Source organism: Nitrosospira multiformis (assembly GCF_900111585.1).
Taxonomy (GTDB): Bacteria; Pseudomonadota; Gammaproteobacteria; order Burkholderiales; family Nitrosomonadaceae; genus Nitrosospira; species Nitrosospira multiformis_B.
Map to the genome: position 1 here is coordinate 84,561 of NZ_FOHI01000004.1, position 21,516 is coordinate 106,076.

The 21,516-nt window shown below is 51.9% G+C and carries 21 protein-coding genes; 4 read left to right on the forward strand and 17 right to left on the reverse strand.

Annotation, left to right across the window (positions count from 1 at the left end; genetic code table 11):
• Positions 1-31 precede the first annotated feature (31 nt).
• The 8 genes from BMW46_RS07660 to BMW46_RS07695 form a co-directional block, all read right to left on the reverse strand.
• Positions 32-460: an OsmC family protein gene (locus tag BMW46_RS07660; protein WP_074706841.1), complete on the reverse strand. Its 429-nt coding sequence runs from the start codon at positions 458-460 to the stop codon at positions 32-34.
• A gap of 107 nt (positions 461-567) precedes the next feature.
• Positions 568-2,442, reverse strand: a complete 1,875-nt coding sequence (nhaA, locus tag BMW46_RS07665) for a Na+/H+ antiporter NhaA (RefSeq protein ID WP_074706844.1) — start codon at positions 2,440-2,442, stop codon at positions 568-570.
• Positions 2,443-2,563: 121 nt separating this feature from the next.
• Complete coding sequence (locus BMW46_RS07670) at positions 2,564-2,830, reverse strand: hypothetical protein (protein ID WP_256376997.1); 267 nt, start codon at positions 2,828-2,830, stop codon at positions 2,564-2,566.
• Between the two features lie 149 nt (positions 2,831-2,979).
• Positions 2,980-4,179, reverse strand: coding sequence for an acetyltransferase domain-containing protein (locus BMW46_RS07675; protein WP_074706849.1), 1,200 nt, complete (start codon positions 4,177-4,179; stop codon positions 2,980-2,982).
• A gap of 98 nt (positions 4,180-4,277) precedes the next feature.
• Positions 4,278-4,532 carry a hypothetical protein gene (locus tag BMW46_RS07680; protein WP_256376998.1) on the reverse strand — a complete coding sequence of 85 codons (255 nt, stop codon included), beginning with the start codon at positions 4,530-4,532 and terminating at the stop codon, positions 4,278-4,280.
• A 360-nt stretch (positions 4,533-4,892) separates the two neighbouring features.
• Positions 4,893-5,219, reverse strand: a complete 327-nt coding sequence (locus BMW46_RS07685) for a hypothetical protein (RefSeq protein WP_074706852.1) — start codon at positions 5,217-5,219, stop codon at positions 4,893-4,895.
• A 100-nt stretch (positions 5,220-5,319) separates the two neighbouring features.
• Positions 5,320-5,541 carry a hypothetical protein gene (locus BMW46_RS07690; RefSeq protein ID WP_074706855.1) on the reverse strand — a complete coding sequence of 74 codons (222 nt, stop codon included), beginning with the start codon at positions 5,539-5,541 and terminating at the stop codon, positions 5,320-5,322.
• Positions 5,542-5,748: 207 nt separating this feature from the next.
• Entirely contained in the window at positions 5,749-6,303 is a 555-nt protein-coding gene (locus tag BMW46_RS07695; protein WP_074707334.1) for a helix-turn-helix domain-containing protein, read from the reverse strand.
• A 514-nt stretch (positions 6,304-6,817) separates the two neighbouring features.
• On the opposite strand from BMW46_RS07695, the gene BMW46_RS07700 reads away from it, so the two are divergent.
• Both BMW46_RS07700 and BMW46_RS07705 read left to right on the forward strand, forming a co-directional pair.
• Positions 6,818-7,342, forward strand: coding sequence for a hypothetical protein (locus BMW46_RS07700; RefSeq protein WP_074706857.1), 525 nt, complete (start codon positions 6,818-6,820; stop codon positions 7,340-7,342).
• A 621-nt stretch (positions 7,343-7,963) separates the two neighbouring features.
• Positions 7,964-8,248, forward strand: coding sequence for an EexN family lipoprotein (locus tag BMW46_RS07705; protein WP_143121425.1), 285 nt, complete (start codon positions 7,964-7,966; stop codon positions 8,246-8,248).
• Positions 8,249-8,326: 78 nt separating this feature from the next.
• Here BMW46_RS07705 and BMW46_RS07710 read toward each other — a convergent pair whose 3' ends face one another.
• From BMW46_RS07710 to BMW46_RS07745, 8 genes are all read right to left on the reverse strand, one after another.
• Positions 8,327-11,236: a cation-translocating P-type ATPase gene (locus tag BMW46_RS07710; RefSeq protein ID WP_074706862.1), complete on the reverse strand. Its 2,910-nt coding sequence runs from the start codon at positions 11,234-11,236 to the stop codon at positions 8,327-8,329.
• Positions 11,237-11,649: 413 nt separating this feature from the next.
• Positions 11,650-12,195 carry an SRPBCC family protein gene (locus BMW46_RS07715; RefSeq protein ID WP_177171055.1) on the reverse strand — a complete coding sequence of 182 codons (546 nt, stop codon included), beginning with the start codon at positions 12,193-12,195 and terminating at the stop codon, positions 11,650-11,652.
• 1,009 nt (positions 12,196-13,204) lie between these two features.
• Positions 13,205-13,891: an endonuclease/exonuclease/phosphatase family protein gene (locus BMW46_RS07720; protein ID WP_074706865.1), complete on the reverse strand. Its 687-nt coding sequence runs from the start codon at positions 13,889-13,891 to the stop codon at positions 13,205-13,207.
• Positions 13,892-13,983: 92 nt separating this feature from the next.
• On the reverse strand, positions 13,984-16,137 hold the full coding sequence (locus BMW46_RS07725; protein ID WP_074706868.1) for a VTT domain-containing protein: 2,154 nt from the start codon (positions 16,135-16,137) through the stop codon (positions 13,984-13,986).
• Positions 16,103-16,474, reverse strand: coding sequence for a hypothetical protein (locus tag BMW46_RS07730; RefSeq protein WP_143121426.1), 372 nt, complete (start codon positions 16,472-16,474; stop codon positions 16,103-16,105). The genes BMW46_RS07725 and BMW46_RS07730 overlap by 35 nt, the downstream gene beginning before the upstream one ends.
• Before the next feature lie 414 nt (positions 16,475-16,888).
• Complete coding sequence (locus BMW46_RS07735) at positions 16,889-17,245, reverse strand: chaperone modulator CbpM (protein ID WP_074706872.1); 357 nt, start codon at positions 17,243-17,245, stop codon at positions 16,889-16,891.
• Positions 17,242-18,225, reverse strand: a complete 984-nt coding sequence (locus BMW46_RS07740) for a DnaJ C-terminal domain-containing protein (RefSeq protein ID WP_074706874.1) — start codon at positions 18,223-18,225, stop codon at positions 17,242-17,244. The genes BMW46_RS07735 and BMW46_RS07740 overlap by 4 nt, the downstream gene beginning before the upstream one ends.
• Positions 18,226-18,469: 244 nt before the next feature.
• Positions 18,470-19,048 carry an HdeD family acid-resistance protein gene (locus tag BMW46_RS07745; RefSeq protein WP_074706877.1) on the reverse strand — a complete coding sequence of 193 codons (579 nt, stop codon included), beginning with the start codon at positions 19,046-19,048 and terminating at the stop codon, positions 18,470-18,472.
• A 400-nt stretch (positions 19,049-19,448) separates the two neighbouring features.
• Here BMW46_RS07745 and BMW46_RS07750 point away from each other — a divergent pair, with 400 nt between their 5' ends.
• Positions 19,449-19,805, forward strand: coding sequence for a hypothetical protein (locus BMW46_RS07750; protein WP_143121427.1), 357 nt, complete (start codon positions 19,449-19,451; stop codon positions 19,803-19,805).
• Positions 19,806-19,919: 114 nt separating this feature from the next.
• A complete protein-coding gene (locus tag BMW46_RS07755) occupies positions 19,920-20,411 on the forward strand; it encodes a TrbC/VirB2 family protein (RefSeq protein WP_074706882.1) in 492 nt (163 codons plus the stop codon).
• Between the two features lie 101 nt (positions 20,412-20,512).
• Here the strand turns inward: BMW46_RS07755 and BMW46_RS07760 are convergent, their stop codons facing one another.
• Positions 20,513-21,496 (reverse strand): NAD(P)/FAD-dependent oxidoreductase, encoded by a 984-nt coding sequence (locus BMW46_RS07760; RefSeq protein ID WP_177171056.1) that lies wholly within the window; start codon positions 21,494-21,496, stop codon positions 20,513-20,515.
• Positions 21,497-21,516 lie beyond the last annotated feature (20 nt).

Below are 21,516 nucleotides of genomic sequence, written 5' to 3' on the forward strand. Positions count from 1 at the left end.
ATGGCGCTCCACTCGCGTTATCGGACAATAACTACGTTTCCAGTCTTGCTTCCATTGTTATTTTTGCCTTGAATAGTTTGGATACGGGGCAGCCTTCCTTTGCCTTGTTGGCAATCTCTTCGAATTTCGCCTGATCTGCCCCCGGTATTTTGGCGGCAACGTCAAGGTGGATAGTGGTAATCTCGAAACCTTCTCCAACTTTATCGAGCGTGACGGCAGCGTGCGTCTCGATCTTCTCCGGCGTCAAACCAGCTTCTCCGAGCATCAGGGAGAGCGCCATCGAAAAGCAGCCTGCGTGCGCGGCGCCGATGAGTTCTTCCGGATTGGTGCCCTTGCCATTTTCAAATCTCGATTTGAAACCGTAAGGTGCTTCGCTCAGTACACCTGTTTCCGTGGAAATCGTTCCGCCCCCGTCCTTGATTCCACCTTTCCAAACTGCCCACGCCTTCTTTGTAGTCATATTCCCTCCTCATATAGAAAAGTTATCGTTTACTTCTGCCGTATAGCTTGATTATCAACAAGTGTTTCGGAAAATAGTTTTACCATCTGCTCCATTTTTATTCACGCTCATGGATTTTTTTCTCCTTCTGGCTGTGCATTCCAGAGTATGGCGACGCCGATGATCGCCGAGAGGACCGATCCACCGAAAATTGCGATTTTGGCGGCCGCATAATCGCTTACCTCGGGGAAGGCTTGGCTGGCTATGAAAAGCGACATGGTAAAACCGATTCCGGCGAGCGCTCCCGCTCCTCCAAGCTGTCGCCAGGAGTAGGCATCTGGTTTGGTGGCAAAACCTAGTTGAACAGCGGTTACGGTGGCAGTGATAAATCCGAGGGGTTTGCCGATGACCAATGCTGTTGCGGTGCCGAGCATTAACGGTACGTGCTCGCTGAGTACGCTTGTCTCTACAACCACTCCTGCATTCGCGAACGCAAACACCGGCAATACCAGAAAGCTCGATCTTGGCGCCAGATGCCGGAGCATGCGATCAGCGGGAGATTCCAAACGGTCATGAATGGCATCCAGTGCCTCCAGTGCAGGCTCGGAAGGGCCGTAATGCATGACTTCCCTCCCGCGTCGGGTTTCGGCGGTCAGAATGGCATCAGCTTGCAGCATGAGTGCGCGAAGATTAGGCGGCGGGCGTGTAGGAATGAACAACGCGAGAATGATGCCAGCCAGGGTGGCATGTATCCCGCTTGCATACACGCAGACCCACAGGACGATTCCGAGAATCACATACGGAGATGCCCGATACACGCCACCCTTATTGAGCAGCGCCAATAAGCCCGTAATCGCGGCCGCGCTGCCCAGATAACCGATATGCAGTTCACCTGAATAAAAAATTGCAACGACAATGATTGCTCCAATATCATCGACAATGGCAGCCGCGGTAAGAAAGACACGTAGCTCGACAGGAACGCGTCTGCCCATCATGGCAATCAGCGCAATTGCAAACGCTGTATCCGTTGCCATTGGGATACCCCATCCATATGCCCATGCACCATCAGCTCCCTCCGATCCCGGAGCCATTGGTGGTCCTGACGGTACCAGAATCAGATAAAGCAAGGCGGGGACAGCCATGCCTCCAGTCGCTGCGGCGATTGGCAACATTGCGGATTGCCGCGCTGCAAGATGCCCCACGGTGAACTCGCGCTTGATTTCGAGGCCGACAACCAGGAAAAAGATCACCAGCAATCCGTCATTTATCCAATGACGCAATGAAAGCTCAAAAGCGCTATGCTGGAACGTAATCCCCAGGTGCTGCTCCCATATTTCATTGAAATCCGGGCCAAGCGCGGAGTTGCTCAGAACAACTGCGAGCCCGGTCGCAAGCAACAGCATGATTCCGGTCGAAGGCGCCCATTTGGCAAAATCCAGTGCGGCAGCATGCACAACGTGGCCAAGCGAGCCAAGCATTGCTTCAGAGAGTGAACGCACATCCCAAGGGCCATCGTAACGACGGTCGTTGATGAAGAATGTCGGCGTGACGGTGACACCGCTCGCGTCTGCGCTGACTATATCCGCTTCTACGCGATCTCTTGCTCTTGCTGCTGTTTCTTCCTGTGCGGCTCCTTTATTCCCGTCCAGCTTCAAATCAGAAATAATGGTGCACAGATCGTCTGCGTTCAGCTTGTCAGAGCGGCTCATCAGTGCGACATGCAGATCCCAGAATCGAGCGGGATCGTTGTGTGATTCCACCAGCTCAGCTGCACGGCGCGCAATTTTGCTTCCTGCCAATGGACGATGGCGAAATACATAGCGCATCCGGTTGCCAAACCGGCTTCGCAGCTCGGCAACGCGCTCGTGTGCGGAACGTGAGGGCGCATCTGCGTAACTACCGTATTCGACCAGGGTAATTTCGGCATCAGCCGGTCCCAACGTATGGTCATACGCTTCGTCGACCGGTTTATCGAGGTGATTTGGTGGCAGTTCAGGATTCATCAGAGATCGAGCGTATCAAATATATTCGCTCACTCCTGGCAATGGCGCCGGGAGGTTCCTGCTTTTTGCTATCTATCCCGCTTGATGAATTGGGACTGAGAAGCGAGCTGCTGCGCTTCGCTTAATAGATGAGAAATCGCTTGTATGTTTCCGCCACCACGGGGGTTGCAAGCTCTTGGTCCTCAAGGCGTTCGATTGCTCTCGACAATGCGTCTCGAAGCTCCCGAGCCTGTTCAGTTTGCATCACGTAGGGTCTGCCGGGATCTGCCTCGGCAAGCTTTTGCTGCTCGTGGGATAAAAATGGAAACCGGACCGAGAGCGAGCCATCGACAGGTTCTGTTTTTATTTCCCATCCCGTGATCGGGAATTGAAAAAGATCGTCACCCATTACACCAACTCCTGTCATTCTCTGAAACCCGAAGCCTAGCAAAAGGAGCAATTCTTATTCGTTGGATAGCGCACATATAGGAACATTTGGCATGCAACATGACCTGTTTCCCGCCCCCCCGGAATTTACCCATCAGACTTATGGCCTCCTTAGATATAAGGCGTCCACCAGCTGCCCCGATGGCGGGACTTTAATGCCGCGAACCGCCGGCAGATGGGATAGAGCGCTGTAGTGACCACCACCCATACCAGGTAAACAACTGGAAGGCTGAATCCCCACCAGGGTGGGAATTCCCAGGAAGAGGTCAGGAAGGAGCGAATATTCGTTCCCATTGCAAACGCAATGAGCAGGGCGAGCCCGTGAATAAAATACAGATGAATGAGATAGAAAAACAGGGGCACGCGTCCAAAGGTGATCAGAAAACGCCCTACGACACCTTGCGGACCATGCGCCTCATGCCACCATTCAAATGCAGATATCAACAGGAACATGAGTCCGAGTGTCATCAGCAGATAGAGTAATGAGGGCGGGTATTTTGTCGTATTCAGGAAGGAAAGTAGTGTAAACACCGAGGTTTCCTGCAAAACCCATGGATCGGGATCGCCATAGATATTCAGGGTTCGGAGAATGAGGAAGCCTGCGACAAGAATAGCGCCGCATTCAAACACTACCTTTATTCTTGTCCTCGATGCCAGCAGCATGAGAGGACCAAATGCATAACCTGCGGCCATTACCCCGATCCAGGGGATGAGGGGGTACACCACCGGGAAATGGGGGATATGGAGCACGCTTAGCAGCCACCCTTTCCAGGTGAGCGAGCCGCCCACTGCCTGAAAATCCTCAAGCTGTATGCCATCGAGCAGATTGTGAGCCAGGATCATGCCGATGCCAAAGCAGGCGATCGCCCATAACGGCAGATAGACGAGCGCCGCGAGAACAATCATGGACCAGCCCAACGCCCAGATCACCTGCAGGTCCATCAAGCTGTAATCCAGATTGAAGAACCAGGCAAAACGCACCACAGTCAGTTCAAGAAATACCAGCCACAACCCCCGCAGGAATAATCGTTTCGCCAACTGGGAGTGCTTCATGCCCCGCGATGCAGACAGATAAGCACTGGTGCCTGCCAGAAACACAAAGGTCGGCGCGCACAGGTGAGTGATCCAGCGTGTCAGGAAAATGGCGGGAGTGGTGCGCGCAAGATCAGTGGAGCTGAAATCCGCATCGGTGAAAAATCCCCGCACATGGTCAAGCGCCATGAGAACCATGACCAGCCCACGCATGAGGTCGACAGAGGTAATATAGGGTGGAGGAGTTGAGGAAGGTGTAGGAGCGGGTTTGTTGGCCATGGTTGAACTTTCCCCATCGTGTTCCGTCAGCTCACCTGCCAAGACTGTATTAAAGTTTTTGGATATTGCGATCAGATAGTGCCAGTACCAGAAAACGTCTAATCATTTGCTTCCCTCCACTTCGCCGCCGCGAGACAAACTGCTTCCCGCAATGTGGAGGCGCTGCTTCTGATTTCATCGCAATAGAGAGTGAAGCCGCCACAAGATTGCGATGTCGGACGATTATAGACGGCTTGGTCGCAGTATTCGCTTAACCAGTCAAGTATCTCGGTATCCGAGAGATCAAGGGGGGTGGGACGATGTTCGGTCCACGCTGCCATCCAGTTCATCCATTGTCCCACCCCGTTTCCCATCACGCTCTCCCTCGCTCTACCCTAGTTTACCCTTTCAAATCGGGTTCAATTTCCGCGCCAGGCACAGCCTGGATATTTCTTTGTGCCTTTCCCTTCCCTGACCGCTTGTCTTTCGACGCCCTGAGGGTCTTACTCGATCGAGGCTATGCCTGAGGCAGGCTGCACGTCTGTTTCACGGATGTTGCAACACCGGGACCGATCAACTGTGACGTTGCAACATGGAGAGCATAATACAAGTATTACTTGTAATTGTCAAGATAAACTTGTAAACAAGTATCGGATGGAAGGGAAGGGGTTGGGTTTTGAAAGATCGGGATCGGGCAATCGCTGGAAGTCTTGGGAAATACGGATAAATGCAAGTTAACGGGCGGGAATCCTGACGAAAGGAACTTCAGCCTGGCGCTCGTGTGTTCTGCCTGGGCCGAACTCCATCACCTGATCATCACGAAGGATGACCGAATAATCGACAGCATCCCGATAGGGTCCACCAAATAAGGACCAGGAGTGCCGACGATCGATATAAAGCAACGCCTCATAATCGCCACTGCGCTGATAGCCATCCGGATTACCCGCAATGCTTATCACTTGCTCTTTTGTCATGCCTTCCCGAATGCCTGACATTTTTCCCGTGATAACACACGAAGAAAGCACCAACATGCTGAGCAAGGCAACAATAAGATTTTTCATATGAATTCCTGATCGATAAAAAGGTGAAAAGGGAAGAGGATATAAAATTCCAAAGAAATCAGTATGTTCTCTCGTACAGAACTTCGGCCTTCCGGACAAATCAGCTCTCCAGTTCCCGGATAAGCAATGCGACTTCCGCTACTTCACCCAGCACTTCCTTTACTGCCTGCTCAAGTGTATACCTCCTTTTTTCCAGTTCCCGCGACTCCTCGGGGAATTGCATAATGTATCTGTCACGTTTTGCACGTGCCTTTTCTGATACATGAAAAGCGAGCAGCATCTCCGTGCTGTCATACGGCAGTCTATTTGCTAATGGTCTCATGATGGCAGGAGGTACTGGCGTATTACTGGTCCAGATTATTATAAGGCACCAACTCTTCTATTATTCGATGATATTCATGAGTAAGTGACGCAAATATATTCTGTATTTCCTTATGTATCTTTTCTTTTTATAAACATACTACAACAGCGTCAGCTGCGGCGTCTGTCATTTTTGCGGCGATCCATTCCATGCCTGGAAAGCCGTCGTCTATCTGATTGCCGTCTTTCCCCTGACCTTCGTTCTACTCTCGGGCATCCGACGCGGAGGAAAAGCTGGAGGTGGATGAGGAGGCAGATCCGGTACCGGTAGCGGTTTCAGATCTACCGAAGGAACCACCTCAACCACTTCGGCAGCTGTTTCACCCACCAGCGCCTTGCTTATTGTTACCAGTCGTGCTGCATCTTCTTTAGACATGCGTCGCATTGCTTCGACAACCTGATTGATAAGTGCATCGTTCTCCGAAACCGGTTTCTCAGCGACGCGGGGAGAAGTACCTCGAGTTCCACGTGCCGGATTCTCCGGTTGACGCGATACTGTAGCATCAGGCGCAGCCGGAACTTCCAGTGACATCCCGAAATGCATCATCGCCGGGGGCAGCTTGAGCACTTCCGCGATCCTGTTCAGTCTTTTCCCGCGAGGTTGCGTAGCCCCAGATTCCCACTGCTGAACCGCTTGTGGAGATACGCCCACAAGCTCGGCCAGCTCCGACTGGTTCAATTTAAGCTTTTCGCGCCCCTCGCGAATTATCCGCGCAATGTCCATGCCATCATAATACAAGCAATTCTTGCACCCCGCTTACAAGTTTCACTTGACATATACAAGTAAAACTTGTAATAATACCCCTCATTAGAAATCTTCAAGCAAAAAAGGTTCATTTCACCAAGGAATCATGAAGCAATGCGATTTACCGTCGAGCAAATGGCTTCGCGCTCTGAATGACTACAGACGTATCGGGTAACTATCAACAACAACCTGTGCCACAGGCATTCATACAAGGAAAACCACAACCATAGTGGAAATTTTAAGGAACTGGAGCGTAACCAATGAGAACTGGTATCAGAAGATCAGACATCGAGAAGAACGATATGTGCTTGCCTCTTGAGCGTTGGGAGTATGGAAATCCGGAAGCGGTTGCAGAGCGTAGGCAGACTCGATCATGTCACGGCTGCCGGCATGAATCGAAAATCCGAATGGGGTGGAATAACCTGGAGTTCTGTGAAAAAGGGCAAAAACACGGCGTTCGTTGTACATTTTTTCAAAAAAAGGGATATGACAAATGAAATTTAATGATCCGCAGCATGCATTGAGCTGGGCGTATGAAACCACTAGCCGTCCAATCGTGAAAATCTCATCCGTTAACGCGATGCGTGGACCTGACAGAGCAGGGGAGAGCGGCGCAAATGGTGAATTGACCGCGCACGATCTTCACGCACAGGCAGCGCTGATTCTAAGCCTATGCAACCGCATATTATCCGATCTGCATATAGCGTATATTAATGTTCAGTTTGGCCGGGAAGCGAGCGGCTTCGATCTGCTCAGTCGGCACCTTGCTGCAAATTTTGGGACAGGAATTCATCACCGCAGGGGTATCGAGCAGATAATCCGCGCTTACTGTGGCCAAAAGATCGGATTGCGTGAAATCAGGAAAACTATGGCCTGTGGAATGCTCAAGGCGGCCTCATTGCGTAATCGTGGTTATGACGCGCTCGATCTGATTCATGATCAGGCGATGGATATGTTGCAAAGGGAGATGGAAAGCCGCGGCCTACTGCGGAGCCCTGTGGTCAGTGAAATGGCGTAATTGGATCAGACCAGAAGAAGGTCGAGCTGGTGTGGCGTAGACGTCTTGCCCCGGCTCGATCCTGGTTTTCGCCGGTTTCGTTGATTACTTCTTTTCTTTTAAAAAATTTTCCTATGCACTCGTTCAGCTCTCGACAAGCTCAGAGAGAACGGGGACGAAGACTCAGGGTAAGCGGAAGGTGAAGTGTTTCGGGTGAATGAAGATCTGCTAGAGTCTGTTTACACTTGTTTCACATCCAGACGACCTTATCAGCACGAGGCCTGAGCCGCGCCGGTGAGCAGGCCTCTGTAAGCAGCAAATAACGATAGATTGGATAAAACCATTCCATTCCTTCGAGTAAGCGGATGCGCAACTCTACTCTCAAAACATGCGCCATTATCCCGTGAATCGGTGAAATATCCAGGTTAAACGTCGGCTTGTGCCCCCATCAACACTGCGTATTGTGGAAGATTCAAATCCTCAGAATGAAGTTCTGTAACGATTCTGCCTTCCTTGGTTGGGTACGCCACCGCACAGAATTAGCCCGCCGATTTATGCAATTCTCAAGCGGCATGAACCCAGACAGAACGGTGAGTACCGGGTCTGTTTTATCACAGATAATCTACCCCGAAGAATTTAAATATGAGAAAGTCTATTATTTCAGTAGGAATGAGCGGATTCGTGATAGCAATGCTTGCCGGATGCGGTACCCGCACCGCGCAGGAAGACGTCAGATCCGTTGATTGGTATGAGTCGCATGAAACGGAACGAACTGCAAAGCTAAAAGATTGCATGACCAGTCCGCGCACGCTGGATGCAACGCCCGATTGTGTCAATGCGAGCCGTGCTGAAAATAATATTAAAGCAGCGACTAAGTGGGCTACGCCAGACGAAGGTGTGCGGACTGAGCCATCTATCAGAAATTAAGAACGAACAGGAGAATGCTGCCTTTCCGCGACGTAAAATAAAACACGAAGTAACTAAAGCTGGCGCGGGCGCTGCGCTCTATGGCTGCTGAACTACTGGGGAATGTGAAGTCTGGCTTGTTGTACGGTACATCATACGGTACATCAATTTGCTCAATTCACGCAACCACAGCACGGAACTTGCTACCCCTGCGCAAAGCAACCAGTCCCGCAGACTCAGGCTGACAGTAGAGAATGCGTGCTGTAGAAATGGCACGTAAATTACAGCGACCTGCAGCAGGAGCGAAAGCAGGATCGCGCTCCACAGCCATTTATTGGAGAATAAACCGATAAATGCACTCTGTTTATCAGAACGCGCATTCAGGACATTAAAGAGGGAAAACAATACCAGGGTATTGAAAGCCATTGTTTGCGCATAGGGTATGCCGCCCGAGCCTTCTATAAGGCCTTGCGGAAGGCAGGCGTCGATCACCAGCAGCGTTCCCACTGCCGTGATTACACCTACAAAGGCGATGCCGAACCACATTTCAGATGTTATTACACGTTCTCCCTTTACCCGGGGAGGTCCGCGCATGACATGGGCTCCTGCCGGATCGACGCCCAGCGCAAGGGCGGGAGCTCCATCGGTTACGAAATTAATCCACAGGAGTTGCGTTGCCAGCAGGGGCAGCACAATAAGTCCGTCCTCTATCTGCAATCCGATGATATTTGCGAGTAGAACGCCGAAAAACATCACGAGCACTTCTCCTATGTTGGACGAGAGCAGATAGCGTAAAAATTTTCGAATATTGGAAAAGATGGTGCGGCCTTCTTCCACCGCTGCCACGATCGACGCAAAATTGTCATCCGTGAGAACCATGTCAGCCGCTTCCCTGGAGACATCTGTCCCTGTGATTCCCATAGCCACTCCAATATCCGAAGTTTTCAGGGCGGGCGCGTCGTTTACGCCGTCCCCCGTCATTGCAGTGACTTCACCCCCTCTCTGTAGCGCTTTGACAATCCGAAGCTTATGCTCGGGGTTTACGCGCGCATACACGGAAACTTCCTTTACAGTGCGATCAAGCTCCTCATCCGAGAGTTGCTCAAGTTTTGCACCTGTAACAACCTGCCTGTCTTCAGTTATTCCCAACTGGGCGGCAATAACGGTTGCAGTTACAGGATGATCGCCTGTGATCATTATCGGCCTGATACCGGCGGCCTTTGCCCGGCTAACGGCATTTTTCGCTTCCTCGCGTGGAGGATCGAGCATGCCAATCAGCCCAACAAATACCAGGTTGTACTCGATGCTTTCATCCGCTCTATCGGCTTCGAACGCGTCAGCGGGGACGGATCGGAACGCAACACCGAGAGAACGTAATGCCTCAGCTGCCAATTCCTCATTCAGCTTCAGGATCTCGCTGCGTCGCTCCGGAGTTAGCGACCTGGTTTCTTCCCCCACCAGTTCAAAGGAGCATCGGGCGAGTAATGCATCGGGCGCTCCCTTGGTAAAGACAAGCAGGCATTCGCGTTTTTTTGCATTGGCATGCAGCGTCGTCATCAATTTACGCTCCGAGGAGAAGGGAAGCTCGCCTACACGCCCGAATCGTGCATCCAGTGCATCAGCCTCCAGTCCTGCCTTGCGCGCCGCGACTATAAGTGCCCCCTCGGTCGGATCGCCCTGCACCCTCCATCCATCCGCATCATGCTGCAATACAGCGTTACTGGCTCTGTCGGCGATGGTCAGGGCCCGCTCAAGCTCATGTCGCAACGCGCCTTCAATCCTGCCACTCGCTTTATCTTCTTCTATGAAACTTAGATCAGTTTGAAGCAGATTATCCGGATATTTATTATTCCCAGGACTGCAGCGGCGCACCTCGCCTTTGGGTGAATAGCCGGTACCAGTCATTTCGATGCGTCCACTTGTCGTAATAACTACCCGCACTGTCATTTCATTTTTTGTCAGGGTGCCTGTTTTGTCGGAAGCGATAATGGTTGCGGAACCAAGCGTTTCGACTGCGGGGAGATGACGTACTATTGCATTTCTGCGCGCCATGCGTTGGACGCCTAGGGCAAGTACAGCTGTTACCACGGCAGGTAAACCTTCGGGTATGGCGGCAACAGCGAGGGCTACTCCCAGTATAAGGACGTCCATAAGCACAGCCGGACTGCTTACATTCCCTATGAGAATAATCGTGGTAATCATTATGACGGCAATTGCCACCACGATTATTCCCAGTAGTTTGCCGACACGCGCAAGTTCTTGCTGCAACAACGTTGTCTCTGGCGGCATCGTTGCCAACATTCCTGCGATATGTCCCATCTGGGTTTGCGCGCCGATTGCCACCACCAGTGCATGCGCGTGGCCGAAAGTAACGGCGGTTCCACTAAAGATCATATTATGGCGGTCCCCAAGCTCGGCCGGTTCCATGAGGAGCCCGGTATCCTTGGACACAGGCAAACTCTCGCCAGTGAGTGCCGCTTCAGTCGTTTGTAGTGCGGTGGTTTGAATGAGCCGTGCGTCCGCAGGGATGGTATCGCCTTCTTCAACGAGAATGATATCGCCAGGCACCAGTTCTGCTGCAACGACAGAGCGCTGTACACCGCCGCGGATGACCTTGGCACGTGCAGCTGACATCTGACGTAAGGCAGCGACTGCTTCTTCCGCCCTGGATTCCTGAATGTAACCCATGAGTGCGTTGAGCAGCACCACCGCAAAGATAGCGATTGCCTCGTAAGGTAAAGTGGATTCGCGTTCATAAAGCCACAGGCCTGCCGAAATTGCCGTTGCAATCAGCAGAAGCATAACCAGTACATTCTGGAACTGAGCGAGAAACTTTTGCCAGCGGGGAACAACTTTTCCGGCCGGCAGTTCATTTCTCCCGTATCTCTCCAGTCGGGCCAGTGCTTCTGTCTCGCTCAAGCCGAGCTGGGTATCCGTTTCGTAGGCGGAGGCCAGTTCTTGAATGGATTGCTGATATGAGTCTTTCTTATTTTGCTCGGATGTATGCAATGTTCATCTGCCTGCTTCTTGTTTTCCTTGTTTGTTCTGTAACATAGGGGGCGTTGAACAGATATTACTGGCGCAACTGGATACCGGAATGCTGCCGAAAAGGCGGTGATAATCGGTACATGGACCTTGGGACGATCGATTTTAACTGCAATTCGTTCACTCAGGACTGCCAGGATTGTTCAAGAGTTTCTTGTACTGAAGATAGGCTGGAAAAAACAACAGTAGGGGTAGTGGAAGTAGAGCTTACCTAGATAACCGACAAAAGATCGGTGGATCAGGTGTTCCAGAGATGAGTCTCTCTAATCGAGAGCTTTTTGAATTTTCTTTGAAGAAAGCGGCCTGCCAAAATGGCGACAGAGTGCTTTGATCGTACCAAGGGGAGGAGTTGGTACGATCTTTGAGTTTGAGAAGTGCTAATGTTGTCCGACCGAACCGCGCCACGCTCCGGTTTCCTTTCCCCGGCTTTCGAGAAATTCCTTGAAGCACCGGAGATCTTCGCTCGTACGTGCCTTTACTGCCCCCAAAGCGTCTCCCAGTCCTTCAAGGAAGGTCCGCGGTCCATAATCCATCTTCAGCACCACTCGGGTTTTTGAGTCGGAGATTCCATAGAAGCTCACAACACCCGAATTTCTGGCACCATTCGTGCTATGCCAGGCGATCCGCTGATCGGGAACCTGTTCCGTAATCTCGGCATCCCATTCTTCTTCCTTGCCTGCAATCTCTGCCCGCCAATGCAGATGGGTATCATCGATCTGTCGTACTTCGCGTACACCTTTCATGAACCTGGGAAATTCTTCAAATTGGGTCCATTGGTTATATGCAGTACTAACCGGTACATTGACTTCGATAAAGTTCTCCACGGTCGATGTGTATCCGAAGTCCCTCGATTTCCTGAATGTTTTCGATAACATCATTCCCCCTGCAGCAACTGCGGCGAGTGCCACTATTCTTCCTAGCATTTTTACCTCCTGTAGACTTGATTTCATTGGCACGATGCCGGATTTTCCAGGCGAGAAAGCCTCTCGGTTTTATGAAAAATTATTTGCTGATACCCGCGATAATAGGTTTTTCGGGGTGGAATTCTGTGCGGTTGTGCACGTAATCGCAGTTTCGCGGACTATGATCTGTTAACACTTGTTTTACGCTCGCGAAGGTGACGGATTTAACCGGGGCGAGGCGGGAGCCGCGTAGCAGAGTAAATTTTGTAAGCGGTGAGTAACGATGGACTGGCGAGATTCCGTCCCGTCCCTTCGAAACAAGTGTCAACAGGCTCTAAAATCAAGCAGCTGCAGAGGCTGCATGTATCCAAGGACACCCTTATACACTCTTATCCAAGGTGCGCTATCGCACCGATGACCGGATATCGGACAAATATCATTCAGTCAACCTGCCAACTGAAATATGCAAAAAGCAGATTGCAGGAAAATCATCTCCCCAAGGGCGGATTGAAAAATGAATATGCCAGGGTTTACTGCCGAAGCAGCAATATATAGAACGAGTTCACGATATACAGTCAGCTATAAAGTCCAACACCTCGGCTCAGGCCTCAACGAGAGCCTTGTCATTTTCCCTCAAGCATGCAGTTTTGGTAGAAACATTATTTGTAATGGCTGGATTCTTGGCTGCATCGGGTGCACTGCATTTTTTCCGTCAGTTCCCGCCATGATTGCATGCTATGCGGCCTGCATGGGGTCGATGTTCACCTATTGCCGTGATTGTCTGGACTTTATCGATATACCGGAGAATGGTAGTGGTGGCGGTGGCGGCGGGGGAGGGCCCCCTGCCGGAGGTACCTGTTTCCCGAATAAATGCTGCGAGTGGGGTGAAAACGCCGAGTGTACGTTGTGCATTCCCCGGAACGCTGCCTGTCCCTAACGGGTCAAAGTAACTGAATAGAAAGATAATTCCTGACAGGGATGGATGAACTTGCCATAAATCCCGATTGCACAGATATCCTGGAGCAACCGGTCAGATTTCTATTATGGCTTTCAGGGGCAGGTGATCCGATGCAATCCGCGCGAGGCCGCTGCTATGAGCTTCGAGGCTTTTCAGTCGGCGGCGCGGATGCACCCATAGACGGTCCAGTGCCATGAAAGGTCTTCGCGCGGGAAATGTGGCGCAGTGAGGAGGACGCTTGAAGTGAGCGTGCAACCAGTGAAGAGGGCGTCCCCACAGAAACCATTCATTGAGGTCGCCCATTAACACATAGATCTCTGTAAGACGGATTTCAAACAGCTTAAGCAAGTGGCGTACCTGTTCCCGTCGTTCCCAAGGTCGCAGACCGAGGTGGGTTGCAACCACATGCACCCGTCGCTCGTTCCAGGCAAGAGTGACATCGAGCGCTCCGCGCGGCTCCCGCCCAGGCAGGGTGAGATCTATCCGATTTACCGCCACGACCGGAAGCCTCGTCAACAGGGCGTTTCCATAGTGATGTGTGCGGCGTACCAGGGTTGGTCCGGCAATGGCGGTGAGCCCGGTCTTCGCTGCGAAATAATCCAGCAGGTCATAACCTTCAACCTGGTGATGCTCTACTTCCTGCAGAGCAATTACATCCGCATTCATCTCCTGCAGAACGTCTATGATGCGGTCAGGTTTAAAGCTTCCGTCGGCGCCGATACAGCCGTGTATATTGTAGGTAGCCAGTGTCATTTGCATAGAATTTCATGAACTCCGGTTTTCCTGTCCGAACAGGCGTTTAAACTGAAAGCTGCCGGGCGGAAAGCAGGAAGCCGGCGCCTGGCTAAACTTCAGTCAGATTGAGTAACTGGCGAAGCCTCCATTGTCTCGGGCCGTCGGGTCGCCCATCTCCAACATGCCCATGCGATAACGATTATGATCCCAGCAACGGCAACCAATGCTGTAAACGCTGGCAGGTCAGGTTTCTGGATGGTGGCAGCCAGCTGATCCGTAAAAACCGATATGCTGATTATCCCTGGCAGCAAGCCTACTGAGCTTCCCAGCATGAAATCCCGGAAACGAATCCGCGATGCTCCCGCAACGAGATTGACAACCGTGAATGGAGCGAACGGTATGATCCTGAGAGCGATGATTGTCATTAGACCGCGTCGGGCCAAACGTTTGTTCAGTTCCCGGATTTTTTTCCCGGCAAAGCGCCAAACTGTATGGCGTCCTACCAAGTGGCCGATACCGTAGCTGGAGGCCGCGCTCAATAGCGCACCCCCCATCGAATAGAGAAAACCGTACCAGGAACCAAATACCAGCGCGCATACCACAATAAGCACAGTGAGTGGAAATGCAACCAAACCACCGAGAAGGAATATAGCGAGCGTAATGAATGGAGCAGTTGGAGCGTGCTCCAATTCGGCGGCAAGCGTTACCAGGGTACTGACGTCTATCCATTCCTTGAGAGGCGACCAGCGCCATGCGGCGGCGAGCGTCAATACACTGATCAGTATCGATACGATGAGACCAATGTGACTTCGCACAGGTGCGCGTTCTTCCTCGGGAATAAGCTTCGCCATCAGTAGGCTTGCATCGAGCGGTTTGCCCGGGTCCACGATATCTTCGTCCGGCACGAGGGCATCCACATCGGCAGCGACTCGAAACTGCCACGGTCGTACGGTACGGCCATAACCTCGCAACGCTTCGATCGTATGTATCAACGACCCTTCCCGTGCCATGCGTTCTTCGATTATGTTGGCGTCCATGCCTAAATGTTCGGCAAGCAGACGGGCTCTAAAACCAGCTATTGCCCGGCCTACATTCTCTCTCCCATTCGCTTCAAGCATAAGATCGCATTCGGTATCCAGTCCCATGGAGCGATTATTGAGATTGGCTGATCCGATACGCAACCGCTCATTATCAATGATGATAATTTTGGAGTGGACGTTGACGCATTCGTTGACAAGCCCGGGTATGCACGGCTCGTAAAGGGCCAGGCGGTGATGCCGATCTGCGGTGACCAAGCGCTTGAGCGAGCGCTCGCGCAGCACATCCATCGTATATTGCGATAACCAACCGACTGTTTGTTCCGCCAGCAGCACGACGACCTCCGGACCGCTTTCTTCTTCCAGCCGCCGAACCAGTGCATCCGTTATGATGTGGGAAGTAAAATACTGCGCCTCTATGTAGATGTTATGGCGCGCGGAAGCGATCAGGTCCAGCACCAGCCGTTCCACCTCGCGCACTTCTTTCTGGTTTTCATATTCGGGAACAGTGCGGGCGATCGCAACCTCGATGTTCTCAACGTCGGGTGCAAGATAATCGGGCCAGTAGTTTGTTTCTCTCCTGACCCTGGGAGCAGAAAGTTTCTGTCCCGTTGCAAGGAACCATCGCTCACGCGCCAATTCTCCCAGTGCGGTGGCGATCGGGCCGGAAACCATCATCTGGATATCATGATAAGGCTGCGGTATGGGTTCTGTCAGCAAATCCCTGCGCCGCTCGTCACACGCCGCGTGCTCAGTTGTGTCCCAGCGACCCAGCGTCAGGTCCAGCCCCCCCACAAACGCCACTTGATCGTCAACTACCACGACTTTCTGGTGATGAGAGCCCCCGGTGGGATGATGATCATCAAGATGAAAATGCAAGCGTCGGTGGCCATTCCATCGTTGTTTATAGAGAGGAAGCCATTCTCGGTCAGCTGCAAACAGCATGACGAAATCCCAGTCAAGGACATGAACATGGAGATTTCTGTTACGTTTGACGAGGCTGTTGAGAAAATCCCCGAGGGTGATCGGCCAGCCATCGGGTTCTTCATCCCGTACCAGTTTCAACCTGCTGTCGATATCCCAGGCCATGATCAATACGGAACGGCGGGCGTGTTTTACCGTTTCCCGGAAAGCACGAAAAAAATCCGCTCCATCAACGATAAAAGCAGCCTTGTCCGCATGCTCGATGCGCCAGCAGTTATTCCCCGGCTTCAGGATGGATGATCCGTTCATTGCTTTTAAGGTTTGCACCGGGAAGTATGATAAAGACTTTTGCAGGACTTAAAACTTGCACTCTCGCACGGGCGGCGGTTAACGGTCCTGTGAGCAAGTTGAATTCTTCCAGACCGCTGACGGCTGCAATATGCGCAAGCAATTCCGGTCCACCTGCTGCGTCAATCTCTTCAAGTTGAGCCGCGGGTTCTCCGGGATGGAGCGTTTCAAACAGGGCATGGTTATAGTTGGAGGGGAGGGTTATTTCTATTCGCTGCGCCCCTTCCAGTAGCGGGGGTATTGATTCAATCGTTTCCCGCCCGCGCCAAGGCAATTTGATCAGCGGTTCTTTTTCCATTTCAAAGTTATCCCTATGACTGAGAAACTGCTTCGCCCCTAAAAATAATTCAAAACCGGGCGTGATTCGCGGTCTGCTGAGCATCCTGTTATACCCGTTCGTTGCGCACGGTGAAACCCCGGATGGGGATGGGCGGATGAGCCGGTTCTGGAAGGCCGAGCTTATACTACGGGCGATAAGACGATAATGCCTGAGCTACCGCTTTGTGTTCCGTTCGTTTTCGTACATAAAGAGGGCACGGACTTGATAATGGAGGGATGAAGCGCTCGATGTGAATGGGGAGCGAAGTGCTGGGGTCGAACCGGGATGAGGAGAGAGGGCTACAGGTCTGAGCGTAAAGACATGGCTTCCGGGATCGAAGTGGAAGCTACCAGCGCGTGATTCGAGGGGTCGAATGATGCAGCCGGGTAACAGCTACCAGTTATCCAGTACATTCAATCGCATTTGCAAGGCCTCAATTTCATCCAGTAACTGCAGGGCAAGCGCAACTCCCGCAAGATTGATACCAAGATCGCTTTGCAGCCGAAGTGCCATTCTGGTGCGACGTATCTGGGCTCCGGTGAAGCGCCAGCAATGCGGTTCATGCTCTTCCGCCATAATTTGCGGGGTAATCAACCCTTCATCCACCAATTCGATGATATAGCCACTTTGTACCGAGCAGGCGTGACTGAGCTCCGCCAGCGTCAATGCGTTCTGTTCATCGACAAGCGTTACCGATAGTTCCGGCGGTGGCGAAGGCGCGTTCTTTCGATGATCGTTTTCGTCGCTCATGCCTGCACTCCCAGTTTGGCTCGCGGGTTGAACGATTTGAATTGCTCCGCCATGCTGCGGTAAAAAGCCTTGTCTCTTTCATCGGTGGCAGGGGGCGGTGCAATGCGCAATACGACGTAGAAATCCCCCGGCGTTTTACCGGGAATACCGCGCCCTTTCAATCGCAGCTTCCGTCCGGTAGTGGAATCAGCGGGTATTTTCAAGTCAACCATTCCTTCCGGGGTGGGAACAGTGACCGTTGCGCCCAGGGCTGCTTCCCACGGGGCTACGGGCAGGTCAAGATAGACATCGTGCTCATCCATTCGATAGATGGGATGGGAGCGGAACTCGACTTCCAGATACAGGTCGCCCGCTTTTCCCTGACCGTGCCCAGGTGCACCTTTACCCGTAAGGCGAATGTATTGTCTGGGCCGAATACCACGGGGGATAACCACGTTCAACTTATGTTCGCGGGTCGATACATGTCCTTCTGCATCGACCTCTGGTACTTGCAGTGAGATGGTACGGGTAGCGCCGTGATATGAATCTTCCAGATCGATCATTATCTTGGCGTACCGATCCTCGCCAGGGGCATGAAAGAAAGCTCCACCGGGACCCCTATGGGTTTCTCCTCCGCGTCTCGCTTGCCCGGCACGAAAACTGCGTCCAAACAGGGATTCGAAAAATTCGCTGAACTGGGCGGCATCTGCTCCTGTAAATCCCTGTTGCGAAAACTCAAAGCCGGCATTCCAATCGGGGGGAGGACGAAATTCCTGATCGGCTTTCCAGTTTGTGCCAAGGCGGTCATATGCTACGCGCTTCTCCGGATCCTTGAGGACTTCATAGGCTTCACCCAATTCCTTGAAGCGGGCTTCCGCTTGCGGATCCTTGCTGACATCCGGATGATATTTGCGTGCCAGTTTCCGGTAGGCGCGCTTGATGTCATCCTGAGAGGCATCGCGGGGGACGCCCATGATTTTGTAGTAATCCTTGAATTCCATTGCAATTACAGCGAAAAGAGGCTGTTATGGGATTGAGACTTCAAGCATAGCCAATCCCGTGGGAGAATGTAACTACCTCCGCACCAAACTTTAGCCGAGGTGATTGGTTTAATAGCGACCTGAAGCAGGATCACCAGCAAGGTCGATGTTGCCGATTCAGAAGAAACCCTACCAGCCGTAGCGCAGCCGGCTGACGCCGGCAGGTATGCGCTCGGACATTGGATTACCGCCTCTCATATCCTTGTTATAAAGACTTGTGGGTTAACCCATGAGGCCATTCTTCATAATCGGTGCCCCATTTTTTGGCCCGCCAGGCGAGCGCCAGGAGTAATAATCCCGAAACGATAGCGTATATGGCGATCATCCAAACCAGCGCAAGTGCCCCGGCGCCAGGGAAGAAGAACACGAACATACCGAACGCAATGGAGATGATGCCATTGAGAATCAGGAATCCTTCCCCACGGATGACTTTGCGTAACCGGATGGCCATTGCAATATCCACAATTCCGCTTGCCAGTGCGGTAGCCCCTATTATCAGCACGAGCACTACAGCCGTCAGATTGGGAAGCATGAACGCCGTTACGCCCGCTCCAATCCCTACCACCCCCCACAACAGCATCAGCCACCAGTCATGATAGGTTTTCCGGCTTTTGAATGCTGCCACAGCGGATGCTACGCCCTGGATGAGGGCATAAGCAGCGAACATGACGAGCAGCCATAGGAGCGTTATTTCTGGCCAGAATGCGGCGAGTATACCAAACACTAACGATATGAAGCCGCGTAGTGCCAGAGAGCGCCAGGATTTCGAAAGTAGTTCATTCATGATATCACCTCTCTTTTTCGAGTGATGTTATGAAGAGTGGAATCCGCAGCGGTTGGCGTTCCAGACTTCGTTACCAGATTTCATCCCAATTTTGGAAGTTCTGAAAGTTCTCGTGGATGCGCCCGCAGTTTCCATATTGTCGCCATTCTCGGGGCATTCAATTGCTTTTGCTGTGCGTTAACCGACATAAGGCGAATGGGTACAAGAATAAAGTTAGGGGTTATGTGCGTTGGGGCACAGCCCGAGGACAGTAGATGCGATAAGGTAAGGATGATTTTATAAGAATGATTTTATAAGAATGATTTTAATTTTATAAGGATGCTCCTGGTTTGAAGTGGCGTTTCAATTTTCACCTTTCCTTTCAGTAAGTATCTTTCAATGTATTGACGCTACGGGTGATATGATGACTACAGAAAACAAGCCCCCTTCCAAGCGAATGGAACGCGAGGAAAACGGGGTGCTGACGGAACGGGTGGATCTGCCCAATTCGAAACCGCGTGCCAAGGATAAGGAAGAGCCTCAGACGTTGCTACCGCATGAGCGCGACGAGACAACGAGGCCGACGGGTACGAGCCACCCCGGGAATGCACATTCACGCGAGGTAATCGAACAGGCGCATGAAGATACGAAGCAGGGTCTGAAGGATACAGACCGGCGTGGAATACCATCGGATATTGTTGATTCTGATATCCCGGCTGCAGATGATATTCCTGGGGTCTCCCGCGACAGAAACGTAAAGAAACATGAGAAACCTTGATGATGTCCTTGCATTTTGTGCTCATGCAACAGCGGATGAGCGGAATAGGTAAGCTAAAAAGCTATTCATTTCAGTGTTCTCCATCAGAAGCTGAGGCAAGCCTGAGGCAGATTAATGAAAACTGTTAAACGCGTTCTTACAGGTGCAATCGCAATTGCATTTGTATTTGTCCTGGCAGGTATTGTGTCCAGTCCTGGTTTTGCTCAATCAGGATCAGATCCATTCTCTACTATTGCTGCGCTTCCAGCGGTGCAATCACAAGGGCAGACCGAGTTTTTAACGGGAGGTATCGGGGTGGATGAGTCGGAGGCAATATTGAAGGAAGCACGCACCTGGCCCCTCGTGCTCCAACTTGTCCAGAATGCCCCGACTCATGCTGCCTATATCAGTGACGTTCGCGTTACCATTAAAGATGGGTCTGGCAAGATACTTCTGGACACGATTACCGAAGGCCCTTTTCTGCTCGTCAAGCTCGCGCCTGGAAAATATTCGATCGATGCTTCGTATGAATCGAAGACGCTTCATCGTGATGTGAGCATAGGGAAAGGGGGCAGTAACAAAATAATGTTGCTATGGCCTGCTCCAGGGAACGAGGAAGACAGGTAATGGTAAGTTAAGACAGGTAATGGTAAGTTCAGAGGATACCATTAGAGATTTATCACGAAGGATCCTGGAGAGTACACCCCTTAACCCATGAACGGCAGAAGCTACGGGCAAAGCCTATAACCCAGCTTGTTCAAGCGGTTCTGAATGTCGGTAGAGGCAATGGCGGCATGTGCCGCGGCAACACTGATCTGATTGAGTCCATCAACCACATCTCCCACCGCATATACACCGGCCACAGTGGTACGCTGGTGCCGGTCGACAATCAGCTTCCCCTCTCTATTACAGCGTGCGCCAAGCTGAACCGCCAGTTGGGATCTGGGGCTCTCGCCCAGCATCGGGTAGATTACATCGAACTGAAGCTCTTCTCCCTTTGAAAGGCGTATCGAAGGTTTCGATTCTCCCCTTATATGGAGGCTACCGAGCGCGTCCTCAATCACCTCGACATTGACCTGACGAAGCCTTCTTTTTTCGGCACTCGTCAGTTCAGCCTTGGCCTGATAGATCAATGTCACGTTCTGGCTGTATGTTCGCAGAAACAGCGCATGCTTTACACCCTCTCGAGGAGATGAGGATATCAGGGCGATGTTCTGATCCGTGGCTTCATAGGCATCACAGATGGGGCATAACCGGATAAGTCCTTTCCTTATACACGTCTTCCAGTCGCGGGTATCCAGTCTCGAGTCCGCAGTTCCCGTTGCCAGCAATATCGTAATGGCACGGATTATTGACATTTCGCCACCGCCGCCCCCATCCCTACCCCTATGGCGGCTAGTTCCGCTGCCGCCACTATTGCTCACGTGAGCCTCAAAAAAATTTTCAACCTGCTTGAGTCGCATGACCTCACCAGCCTGTATTTCAACGCCGTACTGCGCCGCCTGGAAGCGCAGGCGCTTCAGAAATTCCTTTCCCGAGATACCCATGGGAAAGCCGGGGCAGTTATGGGTGGTAGGGATGAGCGCTGCGCGGCTGAATCCACTGTCAACAATTGCAATATTGCGCCGAAAGCGAGCGAGATAGATTGCTGCGGTAAGTCCACCGGGGCCAGCCCCGATGATCAAGCAGTCGACTACTCCAGTTGATTTCACATTGCTAACTCCATGGCACG